General features: G+C 51.4%; 18 protein-coding genes. 5 read left to right on the plus strand and 13 right to left on the minus strand.

The window, feature by feature from the left end; translation table 11 throughout:
• The first annotated feature begins 217 nt into the window (after positions 1-217).
• Positions 218-436 (plus strand): helix-turn-helix domain-containing protein, encoded by a 219-nt coding sequence (locus tag EHV15_RS26585; protein WP_082207799.1) that lies wholly within the window; start codon positions 218-220, stop codon positions 434-436.
• A 171-nt stretch (positions 437-607) separates the two neighbouring features.
• On the opposite strand, the gene EHV15_RS26590 is transcribed toward EHV15_RS26585, so the two are convergent.
• From EHV15_RS26590 to EHV15_RS26610, 5 genes are all read right to left on the minus strand, one after another.
• The gene (locus EHV15_RS26590; RefSeq protein WP_128633881.1) at positions 608-1,996 is read right to left on the minus strand and encodes an ABC transporter substrate-binding protein; all 1,389 of its coding nucleotides are present in this window, start codon (positions 1,994-1,996) and stop codon (positions 608-610) included.
• 299 nt (positions 1,997-2,295) lie between these two features.
• Positions 2,296-3,918 carry a response regulator gene (locus EHV15_RS26595; protein ID WP_128633882.1) on the minus strand — a complete coding sequence of 541 codons (1,623 nt, stop codon included), beginning with the start codon at positions 3,916-3,918 and terminating at the stop codon, positions 2,296-2,298.
• Positions 3,881-5,662: a sensor histidine kinase gene (locus EHV15_RS26600; protein WP_128633883.1), complete on the minus strand. Its 1,782-nt coding sequence runs from the start codon at positions 5,660-5,662 to the stop codon at positions 3,881-3,883. The genes EHV15_RS26595 and EHV15_RS26600 overlap by 38 nt, the downstream gene beginning before the upstream one ends.
• A 315-nt stretch (positions 5,663-5,977) precedes the next feature.
• On the minus strand, positions 5,978-6,805 hold the full coding sequence (locus tag EHV15_RS26605) for a carbohydrate ABC transporter permease (protein ID WP_128633884.1): 828 nt from the start codon (positions 6,803-6,805) through the stop codon (positions 5,978-5,980).
• 18 nt (positions 6,806-6,823) lie between these two features.
• The gene (locus tag EHV15_RS26610) at positions 6,824-7,720 is read right to left on the minus strand and encodes a carbohydrate ABC transporter permease (protein ID WP_246061791.1); all 897 of its coding nucleotides are present in this window, start codon (positions 7,718-7,720) and stop codon (positions 6,824-6,826) included.
• 238 nt (positions 7,721-7,958) lie between these two features.
• Between EHV15_RS26610 and EHV15_RS26615 the strand changes: the two genes are divergently transcribed.
• Both EHV15_RS26615 and EHV15_RS26620 read left to right on the plus strand, forming a co-directional pair.
• Positions 7,959-10,589 (plus strand): heparinase II/III domain-containing protein, encoded by a 2,631-nt coding sequence (locus EHV15_RS26615; RefSeq protein WP_128633886.1) that lies wholly within the window; start codon positions 7,959-7,961, stop codon positions 10,587-10,589.
• A gap of 4 nt (positions 10,590-10,593) precedes the next feature.
• Positions 10,594-10,914 carry a cupin domain-containing protein gene (locus tag EHV15_RS26620; protein ID WP_128633887.1) on the plus strand — a complete coding sequence of 107 codons (321 nt, stop codon included), beginning with the start codon at positions 10,594-10,596 and terminating at the stop codon, positions 10,912-10,914.
• Positions 10,915-11,328: 414 nt separating this feature from the next.
• Here EHV15_RS26620 and EHV15_RS26630 read toward each other — a convergent pair whose 3' ends face one another.
• The 6 genes from EHV15_RS26630 to EHV15_RS26660 form a co-directional block, all read right to left on the minus strand.
• Positions 11,329-11,979, minus strand: coding sequence for an FMN-dependent NADH-azoreductase (locus EHV15_RS26630; RefSeq protein ID WP_128633888.1), 651 nt, complete (start codon positions 11,977-11,979; stop codon positions 11,329-11,331).
• A 23-nt stretch (positions 11,980-12,002) separates the two neighbouring features.
• Positions 12,003-12,701 carry an SDR family oxidoreductase gene (locus tag EHV15_RS26635; protein WP_128633889.1) on the minus strand — a complete coding sequence of 233 codons (699 nt, stop codon included), beginning with the start codon at positions 12,699-12,701 and terminating at the stop codon, positions 12,003-12,005.
• 264 nt (positions 12,702-12,965) lie between these two features.
• On the minus strand, positions 12,966-13,550 hold the full coding sequence (locus EHV15_RS26640) for a TetR/AcrR family transcriptional regulator (protein ID WP_128633890.1): 585 nt from the start codon (positions 13,548-13,550) through the stop codon (positions 12,966-12,968).
• Positions 13,551-14,142: 592 nt separating this feature from the next.
• Entirely contained in the window at positions 14,143-15,168 is a 1,026-nt protein-coding gene (locus tag EHV15_RS26645) for an NADP-dependent oxidoreductase (protein WP_246061792.1), read from the minus strand.
• A gap of 121 nt (positions 15,169-15,289) precedes the next feature.
• Positions 15,290-16,204: an oxidoreductase gene (locus EHV15_RS26655; RefSeq protein ID WP_128633891.1), complete on the minus strand. Its 915-nt coding sequence runs from the start codon at positions 16,202-16,204 to the stop codon at positions 15,290-15,292.
• Between the two features lie 24 nt (positions 16,205-16,228).
• The gene (locus tag EHV15_RS26660; RefSeq protein ID WP_128633892.1) at positions 16,229-16,987 is read right to left on the minus strand and encodes an SDR family oxidoreductase; all 759 of its coding nucleotides are present in this window, start codon (positions 16,985-16,987) and stop codon (positions 16,229-16,231) included.
• 353 nt (positions 16,988-17,340) lie between these two features.
• Here EHV15_RS26660 and EHV15_RS26665 point away from each other — a divergent pair, with 353 nt between their 5' ends.
• Positions 17,341-17,925, plus strand: a complete 585-nt coding sequence (locus EHV15_RS26665) for a TetR/AcrR family transcriptional regulator (RefSeq protein WP_128633893.1) — start codon at positions 17,341-17,343, stop codon at positions 17,923-17,925.
• Positions 17,926-18,086: 161 nt separating this feature from the next.
• On the opposite strand, the gene EHV15_RS26670 is transcribed toward EHV15_RS26665, so the two are convergent.
• Entirely contained in the window at positions 18,087-18,944 is an 858-nt protein-coding gene (locus EHV15_RS26670; protein ID WP_128633894.1) for an SDR family oxidoreductase, read from the minus strand.
• A 144-nt stretch (positions 18,945-19,088) separates the two neighbouring features.
• Here EHV15_RS26670 and EHV15_RS26675 point away from each other — a divergent pair, with 144 nt between their 5' ends.
• Positions 19,089-19,742, plus strand: a complete 654-nt coding sequence (locus EHV15_RS26675) for a TetR/AcrR family transcriptional regulator (protein WP_246061794.1) — start codon at positions 19,089-19,091, stop codon at positions 19,740-19,742.
• Between the two features lie 51 nt (positions 19,743-19,793).
• Here the strand turns inward: EHV15_RS26675 and EHV15_RS26680 are convergent, their stop codons facing one another.
• Entirely contained in the window at positions 19,794-20,066 is a 273-nt protein-coding gene (locus tag EHV15_RS26680; protein WP_128633895.1) for a hypothetical protein, read from the minus strand.
• Positions 20,067-20,121: the final 55 nt, after the last annotated feature.

Genomic DNA, 20,121 nt, shown 5'->3' on the forward strand with positions numbered 1-20,121 from the left:
AGCAGCCTGGCCAATATCCTATTGATAAGATTCATTCCGTAATCGACTCTATTAAGAATACTTTTCATTTCACTCTCCTCCTTAAGAATTGTGAACAGTATCGTTAAAAACCTAAAAAACAGCTAACACTTTCCGTATAAATCAATTTTATGCGAAAACTGCATAAAACTCAATATGCAGTTTTCGCATAATTTAAACTTAGCTTGGGTGAAGAAAGATGTACAAAAGAATACGCGATTTGCGTGAAGACAGGGATTTGACGCAACAACAATTGGCAGATTATCTGAACATCTCTCAAGCAACTTATTCCCGATACGAAAGCGGGAACTTGGATGTACCGAGTTCTGTGTTGATTAAGTTATCCGAATTTTACAACGTAAGTATTGACTACATTCTTGGTCAGACGAATATCTCCAAACGACCCAATGGAAAATAACCATAGGCTAGCAGGACGTTTTAGGATTGATGTACACTTTGGGAGCTTCTTATTGGTGGGGCTTGTTGCGGATTATCTGATTTACATATTTAAGGCGAAACGCCCTAATTAAACGAAAAAAAGACAAGCCAAGTTAATATGCAACTGGACTTGTCTTCCGTATTCACTATTCTACTTCTCCACCAACGACCCCTGCAAATTCGCCGCATTAAATCCCGAATCCGCTTCAATCGTGGTATCCCCTGCTGCTTTAGCCTTTTCAAGCGCGGCGTTATAGCGGGCGTTCAGATCGCTCAATACCTTGTCCAGGTTCTGGCCGTCGAAGATGAATTTGTTGAAGACGTCGACTTTTTTGGCGCCTTCGACGCGGCCTTCGGTGGCGACCAGCGGGGTGGCGGGGTAGATGCCGTCCAGCGAGGTCGGCAGGAAGTTTTCGATGCCGGCGATGTCCGGGGCTTTGGCTTTGGCCGACACGGACGGGATGACGGAGATGCCGTATCCTCCCTCTTGATAGGCGATCCGTACCTCGTCGCTGTACATCCATTCGATAAATTTCCAAGCTTCTTCTTTATGCTCGGAATTTCTGCTTAAGGCCAAGTAACTGCCGGCAAGGACTTGAACGGCCCCGTTTTGCTGACCGTCGATCGTCGGCGGCATGGCCGCGGCCCAGCGGATGTCCGTCGGAAATTGCGTTTTGTACACGCTAGGTTCTGCGGAGTGATTGAAATACATGCCGATCTTGCCTTGCGCGAACTGGGCCCGCAGCGGATCGATGTCGAGCGATTCGGAGCCGGGCAGCATGCTGCCGTCCGCTTTGATTTGATGCAGGGCCTGCAGCACTTCTTTATACACGGTAAAATCGAACTGTCCGGTTTGGAAATTGAAGCCCTCGTTTCCCGTGTTTGTGCTCAGCGACACGATCGGATAAGCGATCCGCTCAAAGCCGCTGGCGCTCTTGAAGTTCCCGGCAAACCCGTAAGCACCGATATCCTTGCCCGCTTCCGTGATCTTCTTGGCGTCCTCGACCATTTCCGCAATCGTCGCCGGCGGCCCGTCAATGCCCGCTTGTTCAAACAGATCGACGTTGTAGATCAGTCTCCAGAATTGCCCCGTACTCGGCAGGGTATATATTTTGCCGTCAACCATGTTTTTCTCCTCGATCAGGACGTTTTTGAAGTTTTCCTTCATTTCGGGCGAGAGGTAATCATCAAACGGTTCCAGGTAACCTCGCTCCACCCAAATCGGCATTTTTCCCGTGATGCGAAAGATGTCCGGCGCCTGATTGCTGGCAAAGGCGATTTCTACGGATTGTTCATAGTTTTCCGCCATCACCTTCATTTCAATCTCGACATCGGGATTGCTTTCTTCGTATTCCTTGATTTTTTGCTCGATAAAATCGGTGTCGTGACGGTCAATCGTCCAATACGTAAGCTTCGTCTTCATGTCTTCTGCGCCGGCGTTTGCCTTTGAATCACCGCTGTTGCCCGCCGGTGAGCAGGCCGCCAAAACTCCCGCCAACAACAAGATCATTCCCGACACAAACCGCCTTCTAACACTCATGAATATGCCCCCTTAGAACAATGTAATCGCATTCATTTCCACTTAAAATATAAATCATCCGCCTTCCGTCTCGTGAAGGATAAAACAACTCTCCGGGGGTGAGAAAACGACTCTTTCAGAGGTTGTTCAAAAAGTCGTCTTCCCATGACGAAGCAGTTCAAGGGGTTGATTCGACGTCGAATCTTGAATTCAGCCGGGCCTTCCGTTGCTCACGTAGGCTCACCTACGCTCCGCTACTCAGTCCCTAGCTTCATCCAATCTTCTCGGTCCTGGAAACCCGAATTTTTGAACTCGCACTTTCACGCCTCGGCACACGCGGCATATTTCATCCGAAACTCCGTTGGCGTCATCCCGGTGTGCTTTTTGAACAATTCGGTAAAATACGGACGATCCTCATAGCCCAGCGATCCGGCGATATCCTGCACCTGCATTCCCTCCAGCACCAGTTCCTTCGCTTTCTCCATCCGGCAATGGGTAATATACTGGGCCAGGGTGACGCCCATTTCTTTTTTGAACAAGTTGGAAAAATAGCTCGGGCTCAAATGCACCGCTTTGGCACAGTCCGCCACGGATAAATTTTGCTGCAGATGGCTCTGAATGTAGGCAACGCCCCGCTCGACCAGCAGCCGCGACTCGCTCACCTGCCGCTTGCGCAATTGGGCGCAGCCCTGCCGGCAGAAATCCCGGATCAAGCCGCACAGCGCTTCAAACGTGGCCGCCTTGTTCATCTCCGCCAGCTGGCTCTCCAGCTCCTGAATCTCCTCTGCCGAACCTTTTTCCGCAAACACCCGGTGCATGGAATGCGCCAGCTCCAGGCATAACGTTTGCAAAAGCGCAGGGTTCGGATGCTTGCTGGCCGAAATCCATTCGTCCCAGATGCTGTGGAGCTGCTCCTCCGCCTTGTCCACATTCGCGGAACGCAAGCAAAATAGCAGCTCCTTCTCCTTGTCATAGGAATACTGCGGCCAGGCCGCGCCCCGGCTGTCCCCCTCCTCGTACTGATATACGCTGTTGCCGCCGGACAAAAAGGTGTTGGCCGACGCGGCCAGCGCTTGCGCGTACGAAACGGACAACTGCGCAGTCTCAATCACTTCGCCGCCCAAGCCGATCGACACAGTATAATAGGTATGTTTACGGACATTTTCGCGGCATTTCTCCGCCAGCTGCCCGGCATCCAGGGAGGCCCCCGGATTGGCGACGATGACGAATTGGTTGATATTTTCGCGGAACACAATGCCCCTGGTATAGGAAGTGACGGTCTCCTCCAAAATATTCTGCACGGCAAACCGGATCAGCTCCACCTCGTTCACCGGCAAATCCGCCGTCCGCTGTGAAAACCCGTCCATTTCCGCCACCATCACCCAGAAACCGTTTGGCTCCATCGTAATCCCGTAAAAATCCCACTGCTGGCTTTGGCTCTGCTGCCGGGTGCCGTAACGGATGAGCAGACGCATGAACTCCTGACGCAGATAGGGCAGACTTTCCCTTAATTTCCGCTCCATGCCCTGCATATACTCGGTTTTGCTGCGCTCCCGCTCCAGCGCTTCCTTCGCTTTCAGCACCACATCCAGCACGTTCGCGGGGGTAAAGGGCTTGACGATAAAATCGAACGCGCCCAACTTGACAGCATCCTGGGCATAGGCAAAATCGGTATACGCGGTAAAAAAGATCACTTTGACCTCCGGCAGCTCCGGCACAATCGTCCGCACCATCTCCAGCCCGTCCATCAGCGGCATGCGGATATCCGTCAGCACGATGTCGGGACGCTCCCGGCGCAGGCACTCCAGCCCCTCTAAGCCATTGGCGGCCGTTGCCGCGACCGTCATACCGTGCTCCTCCCAGGGAATCCGTGTGGACAGTCCGCGCACGACCGCCGGAATATCGTCAATAATGCAGATTTTCATCGGTTCGTTTCGATTCATGGCTTAACCCGCTTTCCATTGGAATGGTAATGACGGCCACCGTTTCCTCGGGGCGGCTGGCAAAGCGCAGCCCGGCCTCCTTGCCGTAGTACAGATTTAACCGATTGCAAATATTGAATAACGCATACCCTTTGCCGCCCGCGGGGAGCTGCAGTTTCTCGTTCATTTGCTCGGCATCAAATCCAACCCCGTTATCCGTAACCGTAATGATTAAGCTGCTACCCCTCGCCTCCGCCGCGATCCGGATCATGCCGGAATCCCGTTTGTCCTGCAAACCGTGCAGGATGGAGTTTTCCACGAGCGGCTGAATGATAATTTTTAACACCGGCAAGTTAAGCAGTTCGGGCGGCGCATGGATGGCGTATTGGAACAATCCCTCGTAACATTGCTGCTGCAGGTTCAAATATTGGCGAACATGCTCCAGCTCCCGGCCCAAGGTCGTAATTTCCTGTCCCTGGTTCAGCCCCAACTTGAACAACGCGGATAACGAAAGCACCATCTCTTTGACATCCTCATATTCGTTCATCTCGCATTTCCAGAAAATCGTATTTAACGTGTTATATAAAAAATGCGGGTCGATTTGCGCCTGCAGCGCTTTAATTTCCGCCTTCCGCTTCTCTTTCTCCGTTTCCTTCACTTCGGTGATAAGCTGACCGATGCGGTCGAGCATCTGATTGAACTTCCGTCCGGCCTCGCCGATCTCATCCTGGAACGGACTTACGAAGCGCGCCCGCAAATCCTCCTGCTCGACCCGTTTCATCGTTCTTTGCAGTTTCAGTAACGGGGATAGCAGCAGCCTCGACAAATACCGGGCCAGCAGCAGCGCCATCAGGATGCAGCAGGCCATGATCGCCAGCACCAGCCACTTGATCTGGAGCACGGGGCCGAGCAGATCCGTTTTGGACAAATAGCTGACCAAAATCCAGTCCGTGGCAAACGCGGAGGAAGCGTAACTGACCAGCATCGTGCCTTCCGAACTTTTATATTCGAAGTTCCCGGCCTTATTTTCCCGCAGTTGATCGATAAATTCCGGCGAGCGCGTCCATTCCGGCCGTCCCTGATCCCCCAGCACGCTGGCCCCGGCGGTGTTGATCAGCAAAAAATGCGCCGCGCCGGGATTCAGCCCTTCCCGGACCACCTGGCCCAGCATCTTCTCATCGACATTGACGATCAAGAACACGTCCGGAACATTACTTTCTGTTAGCGGTTGCAAAACCAAAGTGACAACCCGGTGTTTTCCGGCAAACAACTCATCCTCATGGCTCTCGATCCACCGGGTATCGGGATGTTCTTTGATCCGCTGGTAAATGGCGGTGGAGGTAAACGGCACGCCGGATTTGCGGATTTTGCCGCTGGAATAGAAGTCGCCGCCGGGCGTGGTGATCAGGATCGAATCGATCGAGTTTTCCGTCAGCTCGGCTTGTGAAAAAGGGCCTTGAAGCAGCGAAAAATTCGCGAAATACCGGCTGCGGTTGTCAGCCTGAATATCGCGAATCGTTTGTTTGTAAGTTTCGCTTAGGGTCATTGTGGACGAAGCCACGACGATCTGCTTCAGCTTCTGGTCCAGCACGTTGACGGACTGGTTGAGCACGCTGCGGTTCAACTCCACGGAATTACGCTCCATCGCGCGGGCCGCGATCAAATAGGAACATAGGCCCGTCACCGCGATGCAAAGCACCGTCAGCACGGCAAAAGAGATCCATATCCTTTTTTGCAGCGAAGTTCGGTAGATCCAGGATTTCAATGCCGTCACGCTCCTCGTAATGTCTGCCCGCCACGATAAAAGTTGAATTACTAATGGTACCGGAATGGGGGCCCGCGCCCGGCGGGAATCTAACGGTTGCAGCAGCCGCTATTTTGCGAAAAAAGACCCTTTTTAGATTTTAACGGTTGTGAGCGTTGTTATTTGCCTTAATCTGAGCAAAATAGCTGGGTTTTAGCGAAATAAGCGCCATCGCAACCGTTAGAATTTGAAATCGGCGTTGCTCACGCAAATAGCCGCTGTGGCAACCGTTAGAATGGAAACAGGTACATCTAGTTCAACATCCATTCCCGAAGGTCAGCCCTTCACCGAACCCGCCGTCATTTGCATAAACGATTTATTGGCGAACACGTACACCACCAGCATCGGCAGGATGGACAAGCAGGCGCCGGCCAACATCAGCTGCGGCTGCGCGGCGTCGCCCACGCCGTATTTCAGGCTGGCCAGCCCCACCGTCAATGTTTGCAATTCGGGCTGGGTCATCGTAAACACCAATGGCAAAATATATTCGTTCCACGCCCCGCGGAAACTCCAAAGTCCGGCCACGCCCAACGCCGGGGCCAGCAAAGGCAGTACAATTCTATAATACGTGCTGTAAAAATTGCAACCGTCAATGTAAGCGGCTTCATCCAATTCCTTCGGAATAGCGCGCACAAACCCGATCAGCATAAAAAAGACTGTGGCATGGGCACTGATCAGCAAGATAATGACGCCCCAAAGTGATTTTTGCAGGTGTAGCGCCACCATCAGATCGAATTGCGGCCTGAGGACCACCGCGCCGATGGAAATAAACAGTGTGCCGGATTGCAGCAGCACATAAAATTTTTTCCCGATAAAATCGATTCTCGCCACGGCATAGGCGGCCATTGTCCCGATCAGCAGCGTGCCGACCGTCGTAAAAAAGCTGGTAAACACGCTGTTCCAGGTAAACCGGGCGAAATTGGCGACCTCCCAGGCCTGCGCGTAATTGCTGAATTTCCACTCGTTTGGAAGTAGCGTAGCGCCCGTGGTCAGCTCCAAATTCGACTTTAAGGAGCCGAAGAAAGCAAGCAGGATCGGAAATAAGGTAAATACGGCGACGACCAAAAGAAATATCCATAATAGAACGCTTGATATCTTATTCATCGGCTTATCTCCTCTCTGTCAGTAGATTTCGTTCAGTTTTTTGGAAAGACGGAAGTAAAGCAAAGTGATCACCCCGACGATGACCGCCGTGGCAAAACCGACCGCGCTCCCGTATCCGAATTGCTGGGCGCTTGCTCCCCCGCTGGATACCGGGAAAAATAATTTATACAAATAGAGGTACATGACATTCGTCTTGCCGTAAGGTCCGCCTTCCGTCAGCACCATGATGCTCTCGTACCCTTTTAACGAGACGATTATCGCCAACATCACGATCATTTGCAGCACCGGTCCCAGCATCGGCACGGTAATGCTCCACATTTTGCGGACCGGTCCGGCTCCATCCAGGGATGCAGCTTCGTACAGATCTTCGGGAATATTTTGCAGCCCGGCCAGGAACAGCAGCATATAGTTGCCGATCGCTCCCCAAATCGCCACAATAATGGAAGTTAGCAAGGCATACTTGGGCCCTAACCAGTCTATGGGGGCCGAAATGATGCCGGAGGCGAGCAGCATCTGATTGATCATCCCGTTGTAGGAGTTGAACACGACATAGAATACAATCGCCATCACGGAAGAACTTACGATGGTAGGGAGGAAATACACCGCCCGCAATAGCTGCCTTCCCGCGAAAGCCCGGTTCAAAATGACCGCCAGCACAAAGGACAAAGGAATCGTCACCAGCAGCTTCCCGCCAGCATACACGAACGTATTCAACACCGACTGCCAAAACTCCGTATCCCGGAACAACCGCCCGAAGTTATTCAGTCCGATAAACAAAGGTTCACCATACCCCTGATAATCGTAAAACATGTACTTAAGCGCCCAAATAATCGGATACACCCCAAACACCAGCGTCAAAATCAGACTCGGCACGACGAACGTCCAGGCATGGATTTGGCGTTTTGCGTTGTTCACTGTTTTTCCTCCTGTCATCAAGCGTTGCTTTTCTTAATCCTAAGATAAAAGCCCGCAGGCGGAAGCGGTTAGGGAGAAACCCACTGTGTTAAGGGGGGAAAATCACTTTTCAGTCGATTTGTCCCCTGCCCTTCGCTTGTTTCTCCATCCCGGCGGCAGCCTGTATTCAATTAGAATTAGGACGAGAGATGATTATCGTTGAACTGGAACTTCAACTTTTAGGAGGGTGACGAGGACGATGAAACCTATGAACGGCGAAGGGGCAGCAGCCTCTTACGGCTTGTACGATGCGGGTGAACTGGAGGCTGTGCGAAACCGCATCAGGACAAATCCCGCGCTGCAGGAGGAGTATCTACGGCAAAAAGAGCTCTCGCAGCGTTATGCCGCCCGGGCCATAACCGCTCCGCTTAGAGAGCAAGCCAATTTTCGTACGTATCCGTTTGTGTTTAAGGTGCCTGAAGGAGTCCGATATGGGCTCATTTCCATTCATATCGCCGGAAAAGGGACGGCCCGCATCAGCGGCATGAGGCTGACGTTTTCCCAGCGCGGGCTGCCCGTGGAGCTGGAGAACGCGAATTTTGCGCAGGATTTAGCCCACTGGGAGGCCGAAGTGGCGGATGGAAGCGAGCTTCGGCTTCAACCCCTGCCCTTAGGCGCGGCGGCCATGCAGCCTTCCGGGGTAACACCGGCCAGCGGCGCGGACACCACGGTAAAAGCACAGTGCGTTTGCATGGCCAATGCCTCGGCGGATGCGGACACTGTGCTGCATTACGGCGCGCCGATTCCCATGCGGGCGGGCGAACACTACAGCGTCCAGATTACGCTGAGTTTGGAAGTTCCCTTAACCGTTGGTGTTTATACGGAGGTTCGTTTCCGGAGCAGCGAAGGCCCGCTGGAGCGCGAAATTCCCCTATGTTCTCCTCCCTTCAACCGGCCCACGCCAAGCCCTTGGTCTTATTTTCTAGAAGCGGCCGGAGCGGACGCCAACCGGTTTATGGTGGAAGGCGATTTCTCCAGCGCCGAGCGCTGTAAGCAAAAATTACTGTACATGCTGCGCGATATGATCCAGGGCATGGACATTTTTAAAGCCACGGGTTGGCATGACGACGATGTTTACGGTGCGGTCCATATCGGCAGAGGTTTGGCGGTCATCTCGGTGATCTATCGCCAGATCGCCCCTTCTGGTGTGTTTGACCGGGATGAGACAGCAGCGCTATTGGAGCACTTCCGCTATATTTCCAATTTAATGATGGATACGGGATATTACCGTTATGACCTCGCAGAATTCCCTGATGAAAAAGGCGGGATGCGCAGCAACTGGAACGCGGACCGGGCCACAGGCCTGGGAGTGTATGCTCTGCTGTTCCCGCAGGAGCCGAAGGCGGGGGAATATCTGGCGCACGCCTTGGCGGTGGTGGATTGGCAGCTCGATCACGTTGTGGACGATTGCGGAGCCTGGCCGGAAAATATCAGATACCATGGCGCGGTGCTCCATCGTTATTTTCTATTTTTCGTCCTGCTGAAACGGCTCAAGGGAGTCGATTATTTTCAGCACGAGAAGGTCAAAAGCATGTACCGTTTTTTGATCGGAACGGCCGTGCCGGCGGACCGGATTCAAGCCGGGCCGGACAGCCCCGCCGTCATGCTGACGCCAGCGGTCGGCGATGCCAATGTGCAGGAGCACTGGTTCCGGCTGCTGGGTTATGCGGCTCCTTTTTACATGGAGAATGACCCCAAGTTGGCCAAGGAAATGATGTGGGCTTGGCGGCGCGGGGGTGCGCCCGTCCGGGATTCCGGCGCTTCTCCCTACCCGCTCGCGGCCCTGCTGTTTCCCGAGCCGGATTTGCCGGAAGAAGCTCCCGAATTAGGTTCGCTTCATTATCCCGGCATGGGCTACGTGATTTTCCGCAATCCGCAGGGTCCGAACCGGTACGAGCATTATGCAATTTACGAGGCTTCCCCGCTTACCTACCATGCCCATCACGATGAGGGGCATTTCTCGATCTGGAGCCATCAGGTGCCTTTGACGCTCGACTCTGGAACCGGCGGTTACTACAATGGCGACAGGCATTGGTACGTGTCCAGCGCGGCCCACAATGTCGTGCAGTTTGCCGGCCCTGCGGGAGAATGGCAGGAAGTCCCGCTGCGCAGCCAATGCGAACAGGTGGCTTTCTCCGCGGAACTGGATTATGTCCGAAGCCGGATCCCCGATCCGAACATCCGCGAATATCACCGGCATTTTGTTTTTATCAAAGCCGGATTGGAAGTTTACCTGGTCTGGGACCGCATCGACGGTGAGTCGGGACGCGTATGGAACCTGCATACGCTGAGCACCGGAGCGGATATTGGGGAACAGCACATCGACGCGTATTGTCTGGGCGGCATGCAATTAAGCGCCGTCATCGCCGAACCGAAGCGGCCTGTGATCGTCACGGATCAAGGCGCCGTCGCCGGCAACTACCCTCTGCCGGTGCAGCAGCATTTTAAAGTATACGGCCGGGCAAGCGATGATTATTTGGTGCTGCTGCATCCTCATGAAGAAGGGGAACTGAGGGCTCACATCGAAGCTATTGATCTAGGTAGCCTGCCGCATCGAACCGATCCCCCCCATTCCGATCCTCGGCCGCAAGTGCGCTGCTACAAAATCACCAAACCCGACGGGGCATGGTGTATCGTTGTAATGAATGGGTTGAAGCGAACGCAAACTTTACATCTAGCAGCCTTGGGATCATTGAGATTATTGGGCGGGCAAAATCAGGCGAATGGCGGAAACGGAGGAAACGGCGGCGAACTAATCGGACAATCGCTGCAAATAGAAGCCAACCGCCTTTGCGTCCTGCTGCCGCAATCCAATTACGGGAGGAGTTAAATCTATGAGCAATATTGGAGTATGGGAAAATGCCGAACCGGGCGTGAAACGCTGCATTTTAAGAGCCGAGGACAGTCTGATGATGATGGAAGTGCATTTTGCCAAAGGGGCCGAAGGTTACGAGCATAGCCACCTCCACCAGCAAATGAGCTATTGCCTGCGCGGAAGCTTTATTTTCCGCATCGATGGCCGGGAATACTGCATCGGAGCCGGAGACACGATTAATATTCCCGGAAACGCGAAACATGGCGTCACCGCGCTGGAGGAAAACTCCGCCCTGCTAGACGTCTTTACGCCGATTCGCGAGGATTTGGTGAAGAGATAAAATTTTATTGAACAATCTACAAAAAATGACCCATACAAAGTGGCTTGTATGGGTCATTTATGTACATTGCGTCGTGAACCAATTGTTACGACATATGCAACTAAAAGATTTTCTAATATTGTAGAGAATGAGACAAGTCCCTACTCTTAAACGATAAAGGTTCGTTTTCCCTTGCAGCTTTTTTATATCGAGTTCAGGATGCCTGGGATTTTCAGCGAGTATGTTTAAGCCCAACAATTATCCTTACCTCGCAAGATCTGGCGGAGGTCCAAAGGATTAGCGACTGGATTAAATCACCTCCCACTTTCTTCCCGCTTTCCTCCCAAAAAGCTCCTGAATAATGCGCTTGAAATAAAATAAGGCTACAACAAGAATTCAAGAATTCCTAATTGTAGCCGGAAAAACTTTATTATTTTAAAAGTTTTTGGCTGCCGATACGGCTTGCCGGATCGCTTGTTCCATGATGTTTTGCACCTTGTCCGGATGCTCACTGGTGCCCTCAACAAAAATCGCTCGTACATCTTCTATCCCGAGGAAATTCATCGCGGCTTTGATATAACGATGACTAAATTCTACATCTTCAAATTTTCCATGGGAAAGCACCGTACCGGAAGCCTGAATGTGCATTACCTTCTTACCTTGCTGCGTTCCCATCAGACCGGATAACCCCCGCAATCCATTATTGGCTCGTGTAAACGTTTTACCCGGAACCAAAACGGCGTCAAGATACATTTTCAGGATTGACGGGAAAGAATAGTTCCATACCGGATTGACAATGACGATTTTATCCGCCGCCATGAATTGATCTACAATTTCGCTCATCCGTACCGCTTTTTTCTTCGACTCTTCGCTAAGCTCATCAAAGGAAGATCCGCTTGCCGGTTGACCCCAACGTCTCAATAGATCCGCGTCGATTTGCGGAAGATCCATGCGATACAGATCCAGATGAATGACTTCATCACCGGGGTTGGCTTCCTGATAAGTTTCGATAAAATGTCTGCCCACGCGCAAGCTGTGAGAATCGTCTTGGAAAGGATGTGCTGTCACGTACAACACAGTTGCCATAATAATTCCGCTCCTTATTTTTCTTATTGGAACAATTGAGGATACACGGCTTGTATGCCGCCAGCAAAGTCACGCTGCACTTTGCGGCTCCAATCATCGGCTATAATTTCATAGCTATCAGCTGCAATGCCATCGATCGCGATTCTGGCTATATCAGCAGGACTAGCTTTAGGTGCTTTAACATTTGCTGTCATATCCGTGTCCATATATGCCACATGCAGCCCAGCCACCCTGATATTTTTCTCAGCCAGAGCCAAACGAAGCGTATTCGTCATATTCCATTCAGCCGATTTTGCGGCAGGATATGCAGTTACACCCACACTAAACCAGGACAGGGTGGAGAGGATATTTAGAATGGACCCACCGCCATTTTTTTCAATAATCGGTGCAAAAGCACGAATCATCGATAATGTGCCGAAGAAGTGAGTATCCATATCCAAGCGAATCTGATCGATATCCCCATCAAGCAATGATGCTCCTGTATGTGATCCTGCATTGTTGATCAGCAAAGTCAGATCGGGAACCGCCCGTGCCGCTTCAGCTACCGATTGGGAATCCGTAATATCCAGTTGTACTGGGATCACTCCTGGCAATTGAATTGTTTTTGAGTCTCTCGCTCCGGCATAAACCTTGGCTCCTCTAGAGAGAAGCTCATTTGCAAGGTGGTGGCCAAGCCCTCGGTTAGCACCAGTAACCAACGCAACTTGTTTTGAAATATCCATAGTTAACAGCTCCTTTTCACAAATTTGGGATCTATTCGATTCGGCCTTCTTTTTTTGAACGATCGTTCTTTAATGATCAAAAAAAAATATTACACCTATGAAGTTGCTGCTCCCCCCTCCACTATGGCAATTTCATTTCTAGAATGATCGTTCTCGTAAATGTTCAGGAAGTTCAACCTCCAGAGCTATCATACACGATTTAAGAACGATTAGTCAACTATAATCGTGTCTTCCCTCTGCCAGCTGATTTCCTAAACCCTAAGATCACAAGATAATGGACATGGCTACTTTAGCGGCATCCTCCAATACTTTACGATCCGTGGCTGTTTTAGCGAGTACATAAAGCCCGTGCCTCGTCCCCACAAGAAATCTGGCCGTCTCACGAACATTCAGCTTTGCCTTTAATTTACCCAACTGCTGAGCGCGCATCAGAAATTTATAAAAAGCGATTTCCATATCCAACGTATAAGCTTCGATCCGAGAGGAGATCGCCGAATCCACTGCGCCCAGTTCCATTGCTGTATTTGCGATAAAGCAGCCTCGGCGTCCCGTTTCGTTGCTTAAAGCCACATCAATCAATGTATCGAAAAAACGACGTAACAATTCTTTGGGTTCCCCGTCCTCCTCAAGGATGCGAAAGGCTCGATCTTTCGTCACTTCCCTGAATCGATCCAAGCAGGTGAGAAACAATTGATTTTTATCGCCAAACGTATCGTACAGGCTCCCCCTATGAACTCCGGTGCGTTCGACCAAATCCTGAATGGATGTTCTCTCATACCCTTTCTCCCAGAACAATTCCATGGCTTTGTTCAATGCGGTCTCCTGATCAAATTCTCTGGGTCTTGCCATTTACAGCCTCCTCCTTCCTTCACTTATCATACAAGTTTAAGAACGATTAGTAAACAATGATCCCTTAACTAATGGTTTTCTTTCAAATACCTATAACTCGAGTTAACTAACATACAACATGCAAACTATTCGCTTGCTCCTCGGTTATTTCGTCATAATCCCAATCTTCACCTATAAAGATCCTGCTTTGCTCCGGATCAGGTTTCCAGGTAACCCCCACGGGGTCGTACCTCTCAAAGTTCCCATTGATGAACCGGTATAAACGTCGTGCGATATTATGCTTAGAATCAAATCCGTAAGAAAAATAGAAAGGTTCGCTTAAAAATCCAGCTTCTTATTCGTGGCGCTTGTTGTGGATTACCTGATTCACATCTTTAAAGCCAAGAGAAAAGCAATTACCGAATAAGCGAAGCTCCTTTGATTTAACGAAAAAAGACAAGCCCAAGTTCAATACTCCATGGGCTTGACCTCGTATTCTTTGATTTTTTGCTCGATAAAATCGGTGTCGTGACGATCGATCGTTCAATACGTCAGCTTCGTCTTGTTTCCATCGGCCCCGGCATACCCGTCCGCGGAAAAGCAAGTCTCTACATCAGCCGCCGGCAGGCAGGAGGATCAGTTTGCCGCGGGCGTGTCCGCTCTGGCTAATGTCGAGTGCGCTACGCCAGTCCTCGAGGGCGAAAGTCTGGGCGACCGGAACGGTGAACTTGCCGTCTGCGGCGTACTGGGCAAACTCCCTGAGAACATCATAGCGGAAGGTCTGGTGTTCTCCGGTGCTGGCGCGGACGCCGAGTTCGGCGGCTGCGGCGAAGTCGCTGATGGTTAGAACACGGCGGGGATCACCACCGGCGATCCGGATAAGATCGGGTATTATGCCGCTGACCGGTGCAGTGTCCAGGACCAGGTCCACCGGCTGTCCGGCGAGCTCGGTTACCCGCTCGACCATTCCGTCACCGTACGAAGTCACTGCCGCTCCCAGCGAACGGAGCCGGTCGGCGTAAGTGTTACCGGCGGTAGCGATCACGCTGGCGCCGCGCATGAGGGCGATCTGGACGGCAGCGAAGCCCATCATTGTGCCTGCTCCGTGCACCAGCAGGGTGTGGCCCGGCTTAACACCTAGTGCTTTAAGGTGGTTGTATGCAATTGTGACCGCCATTGGAAGCGCCGCAGCTTGCACGAACTCGAGTCCTGCAGGGATGCGGACCCAATGGTCCAGGATCGCCCGATCCGACGCGCCGGCGCTCGGGGCGCCGGCAAAGTCGGTGGTGCCCAGGACGGCGTCACCGATGACGACATAGGTGACGTCCGCACCGACCGCCTCCACAATCCCGGACAGCTCCAGCCCGATACCGCGGGGCAGATTGCCGGGAAATAGCCCTTTGCATATGGCCCAGTCGACCGGATTCAGCCCGCAAGCTCGCACCGTCACGCGAATGCGTCCCGGGCCTGGATCAGGGACCGCGACCTGTTCCATGCGCAGGACTTCGGCCGGTTCGCCGTAGTTGTGGAAGCGGATCGTCCGCATAGTAGCAGGGCTGGATGCTTGATAGTTCACATCTTTGCTCGACGTATCTAAATTCTCCAATTCGATAACCTCCAATTTTTTGTTTTCCAGCAACGTTTGGCAACCTGCCACGTTCCATTCCTTCCTTGCGCGACAAGCGGTATGGAACGCTCATCATAGGTGTGACTTGGCCTTATGATCGAAATCAGGAAGCCTTCTTCACGGTAAATCTTCATCAAAATACCGGGGCCGGCGCGAGCGCATACTTCACTTGTGTCATTTCCTCGGAAACCGTCCACAACCGCCGCGCGACTGCTTCGTCATGCGAGCGCGCACTCGATTCGACCTTCTTGGGGTAGCCGCGTAATTCGAGACTGCTTGGCCCAAAGTAATCTCCACCTCGAACGTCTGACGCAGTGGCCGCATAAAGGGTCGGCAAGACACCCATTTTCGAGGTCTGGGCAAAAATCGGATTCAAGCGCCGCATCATACTGGAATACCGCAGCGCATTGGTCGCTGTCCAGCCCGGATGCACAGCTACTGCCAGCGTTGATTGGCCTGCCGCAACAAGCCGTCGCTGCAGCTCGAAGGTGAATAGCAGATTCGCCAGCTTGCTCTGAGCATAGGCGCGCGCTGGCGTGTAATTCCGCTCCAAGTTCAGGTCATCAAAGTGAATGATTCCCGACCGATGCGACAAGCTGCTTACCGTCACAATGCGTGCGCCCGGCGTCGCGTCGAGCCGATCCAGCAGCAAACCGGTCAGCGCAAAGTGCCCCAGGTGATTGATTCCAAATTGCTGCTCGAAGCCCTGCGCTGTCTTCCCGTAAGGCGGCTTCGCCACGCCGCCGTTGTTGATCAGGAGATCAAGCCGATGGTAGTCCTGGCGAAAGGCCGCCGCAAAAGCGCGGACGCTCGCCTGATCGCCCAGATCGAGCGCCATTCCTACGACCTTGCCCGACGGCTTAAGGGCTTTAATCCGGTCAGCGGCAAGGTTGGCTTTGGCGATACTGCGGCAGGCCATAATGACCGTCGCCCCTTTATTGGCTAGCGCCCGCGCCGCTTCCCAACCAATCCCGCTGTTTGATCCGGTTATAATAGCCACTCGTCCGGTCTGATCTGGCATGTGGTCTTCTGTCCATGGTGTTGTCATGTGGTTTCGTCCTTCCTCCCGAACTTAGATCTGAGAGCCGCCTCCGTCCACGGGAAACTCGGCTCCGGTTGTGTAAGTCGCGTCGAACGCAAGGAATGCAACTGCTTTGGCAACCTCGAGGGGGTCACCGAAACGCAGCATTGGGATCTGCTGTCTCATCTGTTCCTTGGTCTGTTCTGCAGCTTCCTTCGGCATCGACTTGTCCATGATGCCGGTGTCGATGGGGCCGGGGCTGACCGCGTTGACGCGAATCTTCCGCGGCAACAGCTCGCGGGCCAGACTGCGAGTCATGGAGCGCAGCGCTGCTTTACTGGACGCGTACGCACTGATCATCGGGACACCCAATACGTTCGTGATAGAGGTGGTGAGCACCACGCCGCTGCCTGCGTTTAGCAATGGGGCGAGTTTCTGCACGGTGAAGTACGGACCTTTGGCGTTGACTGTAAGTAACTCGTCGTACACTTCCTCGGTCATCGACTCGAAGGGGACAAAGCGCGTGATTCCGGCGTTTACGAACAGGGCATCGATCGTTCCGAACTCGGCCTTTACCCGGTCGGCCAACTCGTCGATATCCGTTAACGACGCGGCGTCGCTTTGCACTGCGACCGCGTTGTTGCCAAGTTGTTCACGAGCTGAGTCAAGCTTAGCCTGGGTACGGCCGGTGATCAGAACGCGTGCTCCTTCATCCGCCAGCAGCTTCGCTGTCGCGAGGCCCAGCCCGCTGCTGCCTCCCGTGATCACTACTTTCTTGCCTGCGTATTTACTTACTGGATTGTTTTCCATTTTCATCTTCCTCCCTTGGTTTATCCGGTATATCATCTTGCTAAACTAACGGTCAATTGTTGGATAAGAAGCCCGTAGATAAATTGCACAAGCAATCACCATAATGGGTATTTACTGCTTTCACAGAACCCATTCTTTCTAGTTTTCTTGTATTGCTTTTGACGGGCGATTGACCCGACAGTGTAGTAAAATCTGCACTGTCTGTGCTAATCTTAGCTTAGCGGTTTGGGCTGCACAACCAATAAACAACCGCATTTGTGGCTTATACAACACACGAGCTTATTTGTTGTCCTTTTGCTTTCCAATAAACGCACGTTAACCAATATAATCTGAGGGAGAGGGAGAAGCGTAACATGCCCACTAATACAAACGATCCCCGTGTGAAACGGACGCGTCAACTGTTGATGCAAGCTTTTATGGAATTGCTTGAGCAGAGGAAGAAGAATGTCTCTTCCATTACCGTACAAGATATTACGTCCTACGCGACCGTAAACCGCTCCACGTTTTATGCGCATTTTGAAGACAAATTCGCATTTCTTGAGAGCTGGATGAGGGAGAAATTCCTAGAGAAGCTAAAGGATGAGCTGCCGAATGCTGCTTTATCCGATATAGGGAGCTTGCGAACGCTTATTTTAATCGTTTTCGATTTTCTTTTCTGTACCCGTCCGTATATGACTTTTGCTGATCGTCAATATGAAACGCTGTTTGAGGTCGCCATGCAAAAGGAACTAAATGACCTATTATTTACCTGGTTAAGCGAACAAGCGGAACCTTCCGTTTCACGAGAGACGGTGGAGACTACCGCTCTGATAGCAAGCTGGGGCATATTTGGCTCGGCCGTCGAATGGAGCAGACATCCGCAAGATAGATCGGCGGAAGACATGGCGCGGGATGTTTTGGAGGTCGTTGCTGCTGGTTTAGCCCCCGTAATAGGGTAATCGAAAAAACGCCCGGGACCGATGATACTTGGCCCGGGCGATACTTCTTAGTTCTTATACCGGCTTGTCCAACTCCAAATCTGGATAGCCGCCTCGTCCGGTTACAACAACGTTTACTTGCCAATTTCATGTTTTGCGTTCATAACTTTTTTTCAAAAGTGTTATTGAGAAATCGAGTCTTTGAAAAAATCCGCAAAACTCACTGGGGATCTGCCAATCAGGTTTTCCAAAGCGGGATTGGTTTGCGAGAAATCTCCCTGGCGGCTTGCCTGAAACATCCCTGTAAGCATGCCGACCATCGCTTCCGGGAGTCCTCGGGACATCAAGTGTTTCCGATATTCATCATCCGACACGACGATTCGCCGAATCGGCCGATCCAAGACCTTGGAAGCAATCGAAGCGATTCTATCCATGTCAATCGCTTCGGAAGCCGTAAGGTTAGGAGTTATACCGTCATATCTCTGCTCTGTCAGGATGACCGCTGTGGCTTCAGCCAGGTCGGAATGGTTGGTCCAGGCAACAGGACCATCTTCCGGAGCAATCAATTCCCCAGTTTTCAAGGCATCCCCCATCCACATGATCGCTGACGCGGCATAAAAGCCGTTTCGCAGCGACGTGAAAGCCATTCCTGAAGATTTTAGCATCGCTTCTGTAGCGGCATGAACATTCATGGGAGGAAAATGCGACGTTGCGGATGAAAACATTTGGCTAGTGTACAGCAGTCGGCTAACACCAGCTTTCTTTGCCGCGTCGATTGCGGTTTGATGCTGACGAACAGCAACTTCTCCCAAGGAGTGGGACGAGACAATGAGAACTTGAGACGCTTCCTCAAAAGCGTGAAGAAGACTTTCGGAAACATCGAAACTTCCTTCCCGAACACGAACTCCGCGTTCTTTTAGATCCTGTGCCTTGTTCACATCACGGACACTTACACCAATATCCCCGGCAGGAACACGCTTGAGAAGTTCCTCTACGACCTTCCGGCCTAATTTTCCATTCGCTCCTGTAACAACAATCATTTCTGCACTCATCCTTTCGGTCGCAAATCAGATAAAGAGTTTCTAGTTTTCTTGTCATACGATTTTGTTTGTGCAATCATAATCGTAAGTAAAGGATAAAAGGATTGAGCCCATGCGGACAAACTGCAAAAAGCTGTTTTTGTTGTGTTCCCAACATTTCAGCCATTTTGTCTGTTATTGAGCTCAAGAGAAAGAGGGGGTAAAATGTCCGTAAATCCCGAGGATCCTCGTGTTAAAAGAACCCGTCAATTATTCGTGCAGGCTTTTAACGATTTGGTTGGGAAAAAGAGAAATATCTATTCCATTTCTGTGCATGATATCACGAATCAAGCAACCGTAAATCGAACAACATTTTATGCGCATTTTCAGGATAAATATGATTTTCTTAAATATTGGATGACGGAAAAATTCCAAATGACTATAAGGGATAGACTGCCGGAAGAAACAAGATGCAATGCGGAAAATTTGCGGATCCTTATTCAAACCATATTCGATTTTCTTTTACGGTTTCAACAAAATAGTACGCCGGGAGACAAGCCGTTTGAAGCGATGTTTGAAAAGGCCATGCATCAGGATCTTCATCGGCTCCTGCTTAAACGGGCAAATGAAGTGGACACACAGGGCTTTTCGCAAGAAAAATTGGAAGCTATGGCGCTCGTTATCAGTTGGGGCATATTCGGATCGGCTTTACAGTGGAGCCGGAACCCTCAAGATCGATCGGTGGAAACGATGTTTGACGAAGTCATTGAGGTTCTATCGGTCAATTTGGCCCCTTTTTGGGAGCAAACAACCAGCTAAAGACACGCCTTTTTGCAATGCACACCTCGACAGGGTCGGATACTTCCGTTCCTAGTTTGAATATATAAATGGATTGATGAAACTACAAATCTTGAGTGAGTTAAAGTATTCTTTTCTTGGGGGGCGCGGCAGATCAATACTCGCTGTCCGGAGACTTTGCACGATTATCCCATTTGAACAGGTAGCAGAGAAACAGACAAGCTCTGGAGAAGAAAATATTTGGTGGAGAAGCAGATAGGTTCGAAATAATTTAGGCATGCAGGCCTGCTCGCTGTTATAACGGCTGGTGAATGGTTGAAGTTCCGTTCCCGCATTGACCTCCATGTTCGCTCGCCCCCAAATCAAGAATTTACGAACTCGCGTTCTATTTACTTTGTAA

Source organism: Paenibacillus oralis (genome assembly GCF_003863965.1).
In the GTDB taxonomy this organism is placed as follows: domain Bacteria; phylum Bacillota; class Bacilli; order Paenibacillales; family Paenibacillaceae; genus Fontibacillus; species Fontibacillus oralis.

Excerpts from the sequence above, each read along its gene's own strand:
- EHV15_RS26655 (WP_128633891.1), bottom strand. The coding sequence starts at position 16,204 with ATGACAACACCATGGACAGAAGACCACATGCCAGATCAGACCGGACGA.
- EHV15_RS26620 (WP_128633887.1), top strand. The coding sequence starts at position 10,594 with ATGAGCAATATTGGAGTATGGGAAAATGCCGAACCGGGCGTGAAACGC.
- EHV15_RS26630 (WP_128633888.1), bottom strand. The coding sequence starts at position 11,979 with ATGGCAACTGTGTTGTACGTGACAGCACATCCTTTCCAAGACGATTCT.
- EHV15_RS26595 (WP_128633882.1), bottom strand. The coding sequence starts at position 3,918 with ATGAATCGAAACGAACCGATGAAAATCTGCATTATTGACGATATTCCG.
- EHV15_RS26615 (WP_128633886.1), top strand. The coding sequence starts at position 7,959 with ATGAAACCTATGAACGGCGAAGGGGCAGCAGCCTCTTACGGCTTGTAC.
- EHV15_RS26590 (WP_128633881.1), bottom strand. The coding sequence starts at position 1,996 with ATGAGTGTTAGAAGGCGGTTTGTGTCGGGAATGATCTTGTTGTTGGCG.
- EHV15_RS26605 (WP_128633884.1), bottom strand. The coding sequence starts at position 6,805 with ATGAATAAGATATCAAGCGTTCTATTATGGATATTTCTTTTGGTCGTC.
- EHV15_RS26665 (WP_128633893.1), top strand. The coding sequence starts at position 17,341 with ATGCCCACTAATACAAACGATCCCCGTGTGAAACGGACGCGTCAACTG.
- EHV15_RS26670 (WP_128633894.1), bottom strand. The coding sequence starts at position 18,944 with ATGATTGTTGTTACAGGAGCGAATGGAAAATTAGGCCGGAAGGTCGTA.
- EHV15_RS26635 (WP_128633889.1), bottom strand. The coding sequence starts at position 12,701 with ATGGATATTTCAAAACAAGTTGCGTTGGTTACTGGTGCTAACCGAGGG.
- EHV15_RS26660 (WP_128633892.1), bottom strand. The coding sequence starts at position 16,987 with ATGGAAAACAATCCAGTAAGTAAATACGCAGGCAAGAAAGTAGTGATC.
- EHV15_RS26640 (WP_128633890.1), bottom strand. The coding sequence starts at position 13,550 with ATGGCAAGACCCAGAGAATTTGATCAGGAGACCGCATTGAACAAAGCC.
- EHV15_RS26585 (WP_082207799.1), top strand. The coding sequence starts at position 218 with ATGTACAAAAGAATACGCGATTTGCGTGAAGACAGGGATTTGACGCAA.
- EHV15_RS26680 (WP_128633895.1), bottom strand. The coding sequence starts at position 20,066 with ATGGAGGTCAATGCGGGAACGGAACTTCAACCATTCACCAGCCGTTAT.